This window comes from Paenarthrobacter nitroguajacolicus (assembly GCF_031455195.1).
In the GTDB taxonomy this organism is placed as follows: Bacteria; Actinomycetota; Actinomycetes; order Actinomycetales; family Micrococcaceae; genus Arthrobacter; species Arthrobacter nitroguajacolicus_D.
The window spans coordinates 807,674-813,673 of the sequence record NZ_JAVDSH010000001.1 but is presented as its reverse complement, the minus strand read 5'-3'; the positions used below and the strand labels follow the sequence as shown (position 1 = coordinate 813,673).

At 63.4% G+C, this 6,000-nt stretch carries 6 protein-coding genes and 6 tRNA genes; 7 read left to right on the top strand and 5 right to left on the bottom strand.

The genetic code is table 11. The features are described from left to right. Window positions 1–96: 96 nt before the first annotated feature. The 5 genes from J2Y68_RS03755 to J2Y68_RS03735 all read right to left on the bottom strand — a co-directional run bounded on the left by J2Y68_RS03755 (window position 97) and on the right by J2Y68_RS03735 (window position 629). Window positions 97–171: transfer RNA gene (locus tag J2Y68_RS03755), tRNA-Val, on the bottom strand. A 25-nt stretch (window positions 172–196) separates the two neighbouring features. Beyond that, window positions 197–269: transfer RNA gene (locus J2Y68_RS03750), tRNA-Gly, on the bottom strand. Window positions 270–326: 57 nt separating this feature from the next. Next, window positions 327–401 (bottom strand) — tRNA-Val (locus tag J2Y68_RS03745). Between the two features lie 38 nt (window positions 402–439). Beyond that, window positions 440–510, bottom strand: a tRNA-Cys gene (locus J2Y68_RS03740). A gap of 46 nt (window positions 511–556) precedes the next feature. Further along, window positions 557–629 (bottom strand) — tRNA-Gly (locus tag J2Y68_RS03735). Between the two features lie 249 nt (window positions 630–878). Between J2Y68_RS03735 and J2Y68_RS03730 the strand changes: the two genes are divergently transcribed. The 7 genes from J2Y68_RS03730 (at window position 879) to rpe (ending at window position 5,999) form a co-directional block, all read left to right on the top strand. Continuing rightward, a tRNA-Val gene (locus tag J2Y68_RS03730) sits at window positions 879–953 on the top strand. A gap of 124 nt (window positions 954–1,077) precedes the next feature. Continuing rightward, window positions 1,078–1,236: a hypothetical protein gene (locus J2Y68_RS03725; protein ID WP_309989849.1), complete on the top strand. Its 159-nt coding sequence runs from the start codon at window positions 1,078–1,080 to the stop codon at window positions 1,234–1,236. Between the two features lie 12 nt (window positions 1,237–1,248). Continuing rightward, a complete protein-coding gene (locus tag J2Y68_RS03720; protein ID WP_309989846.1) occupies window positions 1,249–2,130 on the top strand; it encodes a cytochrome in 882 nt (293 codons plus the stop codon). Window positions 2,131–2,200: 70 nt separating this feature from the next. Beyond that, the gene (gene def, locus J2Y68_RS03715; protein WP_309989843.1) at window positions 2,201–2,773 is read left to right on the top strand and encodes a peptide deformylase; all 573 of its coding nucleotides are present in this window, start codon (window positions 2,201–2,203) and stop codon (window positions 2,771–2,773) included. After that, window positions 2,770–3,690, top strand: coding sequence for a methionyl-tRNA formyltransferase (fmt, locus tag J2Y68_RS03710; RefSeq protein ID WP_309989841.1), 921 nt, complete (start codon window positions 2,770–2,772; stop codon window positions 3,688–3,690). The genes def and fmt overlap by 4 nt, the downstream gene beginning before the upstream one ends. Next, window positions 3,687–5,252 carry an RsmB/NOP family class I SAM-dependent RNA methyltransferase gene (locus J2Y68_RS03705; RefSeq protein WP_309989838.1) on the top strand — a complete coding sequence of 522 codons (1,566 nt, stop codon included), beginning with the start codon at window positions 3,687–3,689 and terminating at the stop codon, window positions 5,250–5,252. Before fmt ends, J2Y68_RS03705 begins: the two co-directional genes overlap by 4 nt. Window positions 5,253–5,327: 75 nt before the next feature. Next, window positions 5,328–5,999 (top strand): ribulose-phosphate 3-epimerase, encoded by a 672-nt coding sequence (gene rpe / locus J2Y68_RS03700; protein WP_309989835.1) that lies wholly within the window; start codon window positions 5,328–5,330, stop codon window positions 5,997–5,999. The last annotated feature ends 1 nt before the right edge of the window (window position 6,000 follow it).

Genomic DNA, 6,000 nt, shown 5'->3' with positions numbered 1-6,000 from the left:
CTTGGCAAGGTGGTGCTCTACCAGCTGAGCTACGTCCGCACATGTTGCCTGCCATGCTGATGCGTGGCTTTCAACAACAAACAAGTTGCCTTGTTTTGGTGGGCGATACTGGGATCGAACCAGTGACCTCTTCCGTGTCAGGGAAGCGCGCTACCGCTGCGCCAATCGCCCGTTACCGGGTCCTTCATAAAAGGAGAGCGGACGACGAGATTCGAACTCGCGACATCCACCTTGGCAAGGTGGTGCTCTACCAGCTGAGCTACGTCCGCACATGTTGCCTGCCATGCTGATGCGTGGCTTTCAACAACAAACAAGTTGCCTTGTTCTGGTGGGCGATACTGGGATCGAACCAGTGACCTCTTCCGTGTCAGGGAAGCGCGCTACCGCTGCGCCAATCGCCCATGCATCCAGCAAAAGCTGGAAGACATGGTTTTCACCGAGGTGGGTACGGGATTCGAACCCGTGTATACGGCTTTGCAGGCCGCTGCCTCGCCTCTCGGCCAACCCACCGTGTAAGCAGGATTCCGGGGAATTCTTGCCTTGACAGTGCCTTGCGAGCGGACGACGAGATTCGAACTCGCGACATCCACCTTGGCAAGGTGGTGCTCTACCAGCTGAGCTACGTCCGCAGTGTCGTTTCGGCGGGCAGCCCTTCAGGCATTCCGTCGCTTTCCGACGAGTAAAAACTCTATAGGAGGTTCCTGCAAACTCCAAATCGGACGCTCGCTTTTGACGGCAGAGGCGGCCGGATCCCTGCAATTACGCGGATCCGGGAGAGTTTCACGGCTGTAATTCCACTGTTGTAGTTAGCGGGCGGCGGTGAACTCCAGGCCCGTTTTGTATTCCGGCCGTGGTCCGTTAGTGTTTTCTATGCACCCGGGCGATTGGCGCAGTGGTAGCGCGCTTCGTTCACACCGAAGAGGTCACTGGTTCGAACCCAGTATCGCCCACCAACCGGGAACCCCGCTTGGACTGCTGAGTCAGTCCGGGCGGGGCTTTTTGTTGCCTGGTGAGGTTTCCTGGCCGGTCCTGCCCGTTTCAGCGTCACGAATTCAGTGGTTCGCGCACAAGTCCAGCGTGCACGAACAAGAACAGCCCCCAGCCCCTGAAGAACCAGCGCAAGCGTTCGCGGATCTTGCCGTGTTTGCTCCCGTTCTGGCCCGCAAACTCACCCACCTGCCGCCGGAACTGCTCGAAGCGATCTTCCCGCCGGAGAATTCTGTCGGTCCTCTGTGACAAAGTCTTTATATGACTGCTCCACTGCTTGCCCACGCTACTGACTACGGCCGGATGTACGCCCGCTCTACTACCGAGCAATTCTCCGTGCCATCCATCACCACGGTGATCGGCCAGCACGCCCACGCCCTGGACGGATGGTTCAGTTACATGGGTGCAAGCAGCTTGGCTGCCGACCCCGAGCTTCCTGCGATTCTTGGAAGTCCGGCAAAACTCCGCCAGGCAATCAACAAGGCTTCCAAGGCCGCCGAGCTTTACCGGGACCAGGCTGCCGCCCGCGGTGACAGGGTGCATACGTACTGCGAGCAGGTGGCTTTGCGCGCGATGGGACGGCCGCACCGCACGGAGGAATGCCGGGAAGACCTGGCCGCACACGGCGAGCAGGCTTTCGCGGCCCGGTTCGATGAGTGGTGGGAGCTCTACCAAGTTGAGCCACTGGCGCCGGAGATCACGGTCTGGAACTCGACGGTGGGCTACGCGGGGACTTTGGACCTTGTTGCCCGGATCAATGGGCGCATATGCCTCATCGATTACAAGACCAAGGGGACAACCCGGGATGGGACAGTTAAGGCCCTTGACGACAAAGTAGTCATGCAGCTCACTGCAGGAATGAAGGCCGAAGAAAGCCTGGTGGACCCTGTGACTGGCCAATGGGAACCCTGGAAGTACGGCGACAATCCCATGTTGCTGGCTGTTGCAGTGGGGGAAACTGAAGTGCGGCCGCAACGGGCCAACCCTGAGATCCTTAAGCACCACTGGTGGAAGTTTTGCGCTTTGCGTCGGGTATGGGAAATGTCGGCAGACGTTACTGCCGCCGGACAGGCGCTGCTCCCTATCGCTCCGCCCGTGTTCGCAACGGCCGGAGCAGGGCAAGGATCAGCGGCAGCACTGTGACCTCAACTAAACTGGCCTAGGCTCCGCATCACCCGGAGCTGGGTTTGACGATCGTGAGGACTGACGGCACATGGCAATTATGAGTATCCGAATCATTGGGGATCCGGTGTTGCGCACCGTAGCCGATCCCGTTACTGAATTCGGTCCGGAGCTCGCCAAGCTGGTAGCTGACATGACCGAAACGATGGAGGACGTTGAGGGCGCGGGCCTTGCTGCACCCCAGGTCGGGGTCAGCCAGCGTGTTTTCACGTACCGCATCGGTGGCGTGGAGGGCCACATCATCAACCCCGTCCTGGAAAACAGCGAGGATTTCCAACCCGACGAAGTTGAAGGCTGCCTCTCCATTCCCGGTTTGGGCTTCCCGGTGCGACGCTACCGGGCCACGAAGGCAACCGGAGTGGACCTTAACGGCAACCCGGTTTCCGTGGAAGCCGAGGGCATGTTGGCCCGATGCTTCCAACATGAAACCGATCACCTGGACGGTGTCTTGTACACCGATCGTCTGGAGGGCGAGGACCGGAAGGCGGCTCTCCGGGCCATCCGTAACGCCAACTACCACGCCATCACGGAGCAAACCACCTCCAAGCGCGCCAACACGGTTGGTTCCAGTTTTGGTGGCGGCAGCTTCGGGGTTCCCGAGTGAGGGTACTTTTCGCGGGAACTCCCGCTGTCGCGGTCCCGTCGTTGGACGCGCTTGTCAAAGCCGGGTTCGACGTCGTGGCCGTCCTGACGCGACCGGACGCACCCCTGGGCCGCAAGCGCATCCTGACCCCGTCTCCGGTGGCAGCCAGGGCAGCCGAACTTGGCATAGATGTCATCAGGGCAGCGAAGGTAGACGCGGACACAACCTCCCGCATTGCGGAATGCGCTCCCGATGTTGCCGCCATTGTGGCCTACGGGGGAATCGTTCCGCCCGCAGCGCTGGGCGTTCCCACCCACGGCTGGATAAACCTGCACTTCTCGTTGCTGCCGGCGTGGCGCGGTGCCGCACCCGTCCAGCGTTCCATCATCGCGGGCGACGACATCACGGGGGCCGCGACCTTCCAACTGGAGGAAGGCCTGGATACCGGGCCTGTCTTCGGGACGCTCACCGAGACCGTCCGCCCTGACGACACCGCCGGTGACCTCTTGGGCCGCCTCTCGGTGAGCGGAGCCGTACTGCTCAGCCAGACGCTCTCCGCGATAGATGCCGGACATGCCGTTGCGCAACCGCAGGCCGGTGAAGTGTCTTTGGCTCCCAAACTGACGCTGGATGATGGGCGGCTCGACTGGACGCAGCCGGCTCTTGCCATCAATCGGAGGGCCAGGGGCGTCACTCCCGAACCAGGGGCATGGACCACTTTGGAAGGCCAGAGAGTCAAACTCGAACCTGTGCTGCCACGGCCCGATGTGAAGGACCTGGCGCCGGGGACCATCCGTGTGGAAGCAAAATCTGTTCTGGTGGGAACGGGTTCCCACGCCGTAGAGCTTGGCCGGATTCAGCCGGCCGGTAAGAAAATGATGTCGCCGGCCGATTGGGCCCGCGGCTTGGCAGCACCCGAGAGAGTGGTATTCGAATGAGCGAGTCCGGCCGGCGAGGCCCCAACAACAGCGGGAGCCGGGACGGTGGCGGACAGGGCAACCGCGACGGGCAAGCGAACCGTGGCGGACAGGGGAGCAAGCGCAATGCCCAGGGCCGGGAACGCAACAGGGGACCGCAGCGCGGTTTCTCCACCAATGCTCCCGCACAGCGCACGCGCCGCGCCGACCCGGCGCGACTGGTGGCTTTCGAAGTCCTCCGGGCGGTCGCTTCCGAGGACGCCTACGCGAACCTTGTCCTCCCGGCCCGTATCCGCGAGCACCGCCTGGATCGTCGCGATGCCGGTTTCGCCACAGAGCTGAGCTACGGCGCGCTGCGCGGCCAGGGTACTTACGACGCGATCCTGGCCCGGTGCGTGGACCGGCCACTCGAACAGCTTGATCCGGCCATCCTGGATGCGCTGCGAATTGGCGCGCACCAACTGCTGTCCATGCGTGTGCCTGCCCATGCAGCCCTGGACCAGACAGTTGGTTTGGCCCGTGCGGTCATCGGCGCCGGCCCGTCCGCGCTTATCAACGCCGTGTTGCGCAAAGTCACGGCGCATACATGGGATGAGTGGCTGGATACGCTCCTTGACCAGGAAACGGATGAGACCAAAATCGCCGCCCTGCGCCACGCACACCCGGAATGGATTGTGCGGGCACTGCGCCAGTCTTTGGTGAACCACGGGCGTCCGAAGTCCGAGATCGACGCACTCCTTGAAGCCGACAACGCAGCACCGGTGGTCAACCTGGTGGCGTTGCCCGGACTGGGTGACCTCGACGAAGCGTTCGAAAACGGCGCCACCGCGGGCGAACTGGTGGAAGGCTCCGCCCTCTCAGCCGGTGGCGACCTTGGCCGCTTCGAGTCGGTCCGCCGTGGCACCACCCGCGTCCAGGACGTCGGCTCGCAGTTGGTTGCCCGCGCCTTGGCCGGTGTCACCCTGGACGGTTCTGCGCAGGATGGGGAACGGTGGCTGGACTTGTGTGCCGGCCCCGGAGGCAAGGCTGCGTTGCTTGCCGCCCTGGCCCACCGTGACGGGGCCACCCTCCTGGCTAATGAGCCCGCCCCGCACCGCGCAAAGCTGGTTCAGCAGGCCCTCTCGGCTGTTCCCAGTGAGAGCTGGACCGTGCGGACTGGCGATGGACGCGACGTCGGCAGCGAGCAGCCCGGGGCATTTGACCGTGTTCTGGTGGACGTCCCCTGCAGTGGCTTGGGAGCCTTGCGACGGCGGCCGGAATCGCGGTGGCGCCGCTCACCGAAGGATATTGGCGATCTCGGCCCGCTGCAGCGTGACCTGTTGAAGTCGGCAATTGACGCCGTCAGGCCCGGCGGTGTGGTGGCTTACGTGACCTGCTCGCCGCACCCGGCAGAAACAACCGCTGTCGTGGGCGACGTGCTGGGCAAGCGTGAGGACCTTGAACTGCTCGACGCCGGACTGGCACTCGACCATGTCAGCCTCACCGGCAGCCTGGGTGCCGGCAACGAGCAAACGGCCCAGCTGTGGCCACATGTCCACCAGACGGATGCGATGTTCCTGGCGGTTATCCGCAAGAAAGCGTAGCCGCATACATCAGGCCGCAGCGGACGGGACGTCCGTTGCGGCCGTCCCGCGCACCAACTACCCGAAGGGCCTGCCTTGTCCCAGTGCTGTATCAACCCGAGCATCCTGTCCGCGGACTTCGTCAACCTTGAGGCGGAGTTGCAGCGCATCAGCAACGCCGACGCCGTCCACGTGGACGTCATGGACAACCATTTCGTGCCGAACCTGACACTAGGTTTGCCGGTGGTTGAGAGGATCCAGGCGGTCAGTCCGGTTCCGCTGGACGCGCACCTCATGATTTCCGACGCCGACCGCTGGGCTCCGGCGTACGCTGACGCCGGCGTCGCGTCGGTTACTTTCCATGCTGAAGCGGCCATGGCGCCGGTCAAGCTGGCGCGCGAGTTGCGGGCCCGGGGGGCAAAAGCGGGGATGGCGTTGCGTCCGGCCACTCCGGTGGAGCCCTATCTGGACATGCTCAGTGAGCTGGACATGCTGTTGATCATGACGGTGGAGCCCGGATTCGGCGGTCAGTCGTTCCTTGATATCACTTTGCCCAAGATTCGACGCGCCCGTGCGGCCATCGATGGCTCGGGCATCGGTGTCGCAATCCAGGTGGACGGTGGCATCACCGAAGAAACCATCGTCCGTGCGGCCGAAGCCGGAGCGAACGTTTTTGTGGCGGGGTCAGCCGTCTACGGGCACCAGGACCCGGCGAAGGCGATCGACCGTCTCCGGTCTGCCGGGCAGGCTGCTGCGGCGAACGCCTGAC

Excerpts from the sequence above, each read along its gene's own strand:
- J2Y68_RS03720 (WP_309989846.1), top strand. The coding sequence starts at position 1,249 with ATGACTGCTCCACTGCTTGCCCACGCTACTGACTACGGCCGGATGTAC.
- def (WP_309989843.1), top strand. The coding sequence starts at position 2,201 with ATGGCAATTATGAGTATCCGAATCATTGGGGATCCGGTGTTGCGCACC.
- J2Y68_RS03705 (WP_309989838.1), top strand. The coding sequence starts at position 3,687 with ATGAGCGAGTCCGGCCGGCGAGGCCCCAACAACAGCGGGAGCCGGGAC.